The following is a 1,461-nucleotide window of genomic DNA, read 5'->3' on the forward strand; positions in this document are numbered from 1 at the left end:
GGCAGCGGCGCCGCCGATAACGGCAATGGCGCGAATACCGATAATGGCGGCACCGCGCAGGCGCAGGTCGTCTCCCCGGCGGCGCCGAACGGGCTCAACCCCGCCCCCGCCCCCGCCCCCGCCGGCAATGGCGCGGTGGCGCCAGGCCCCAGCGGCAACAACCCCGCCCCGCTGCCCAACAACGATGTCGCGCCGACCCCGCCGAATGATTGGGTCCCTGGCAAGACCGCCGAGATCGGGGTGTTGAGCAAGGCCGATGGCAGCACCTCGACCTTGACCATCCCCGTCGGCGGCCAGGCGACCGCGGGCGACCTGATTGTCAGCGTGCAGGCCTGCGTCACCCGCCCGCCGGGACAACTTCCTGATGTGGCGATCTTTTTGACGTTGCAACCAAAAGATGGTTCCGGCAGCGCACCGCTCTATCATGGCTGGATGGTGCGCTCCGCCCCAGGGGCCACCGATGCGGGGAACGCTGGGGAAGCTTTCCGGGTTATGAACTGCTCGTAAAATTTCCTGTACGATCATCAGGTTGTGCCCAAAATGCCACAGGTCCAGAATGTTAAAATCGAAACCCGTTTTGATCTGTTGAATTCCCGTCGGCAGGGCTAAATAGACCTTGGTTAATTAAACGCACTCACTTTTGGAGTCACGTCATGAAGCTGCGCTTAGCCCTTGCCGCCGCCACCTGCCTTGCGCTGCCCCTCGCGGCGCACGCGCAGCCGGTTACCGGCCCTTATGTCAGCCTGGGTGCTGGCACCACCATCCAGAACCCGATCAACATCAACAGCCGCTCCACCGGCTCGTCCGGCAAGATGCTGTTCCGTGACTCCTACTCCGGCGACGCCGCCGTGGGTTATGGCTTCGGCAACGGTTTCCGCGTCGAGTTGAACGGCAACTTCTACCGCGACACCGCGCACAAGGTTGATGGCAACGGCGGCCTCGGCCAGACCCGCGTCACCGGCGGTCTGAACACCTATGGCCCGATGGTCAACGTGCTGTACGACTTCAATGTCGGCCTGCCGATCTTCCCCTATGTCGGCGCCGGCGCTGGCTACCAGTGGCAGAAGTTCGACAGCCATGTCGTGAATAACGGCGTTGGCGTCGGCGGCACCAAGGGCTCCTTCGCCTACAACATCATCGGCGGCGTGTCCTACCCGCTGGCGATGGTGCCGGGCCTGTCCCTGACCGCCGAGTATAAGTTCACCCAGCTGACCGCCAGCCGCAACTACGCGGCGATCCAGCCGGGCGGCGGGCAGCTGCATGTCGGCCAGTCCACCAGCCACACCTTCCTGCTGGGCCTGCGCTATCAGCTGTTCCAGCCGCCGGCCCCGCCGGCTCCGGCTCCGGCTCCTGCCCCGGTCGCTGCTCCGGCTCCGGCCCCGGCCAAGACCTACCTGGTGTTCTTCGACTGGGATAAGTACAACCTGACCCCGCGCGCGACCCAGATCATCGCGCAGGCCG

At 65.2% G+C, this 1,461-nt stretch carries 2 protein-coding genes; both read left to right on the forward strand.

The features are described from left to right. On the forward strand, window positions 1-507 hold a 507-nt coding region (locus MXAZACID_RS17840; protein WP_008494423.1), incomplete at its 5' end, for a DUF2155 domain-containing protein. A 146-nt stretch (window positions 508-653) separates the two neighbouring features. Further along, window positions 654-1,461: outer membrane protein (locus MXAZACID_RS11015; RefSeq protein ID WP_008494425.1), on the forward strand; the 808-nt coding region annotated here is incomplete at its 3' end.

The sequence above is a fragment of the Acidocella sp. MX-AZ02 genome (assembly GCF_000306035.1).
In the GTDB taxonomy this organism is placed as follows: domain Bacteria; phylum Pseudomonadota; class Alphaproteobacteria; order Acetobacterales; family Acetobacteraceae; genus Acidocella; species Acidocella facilis.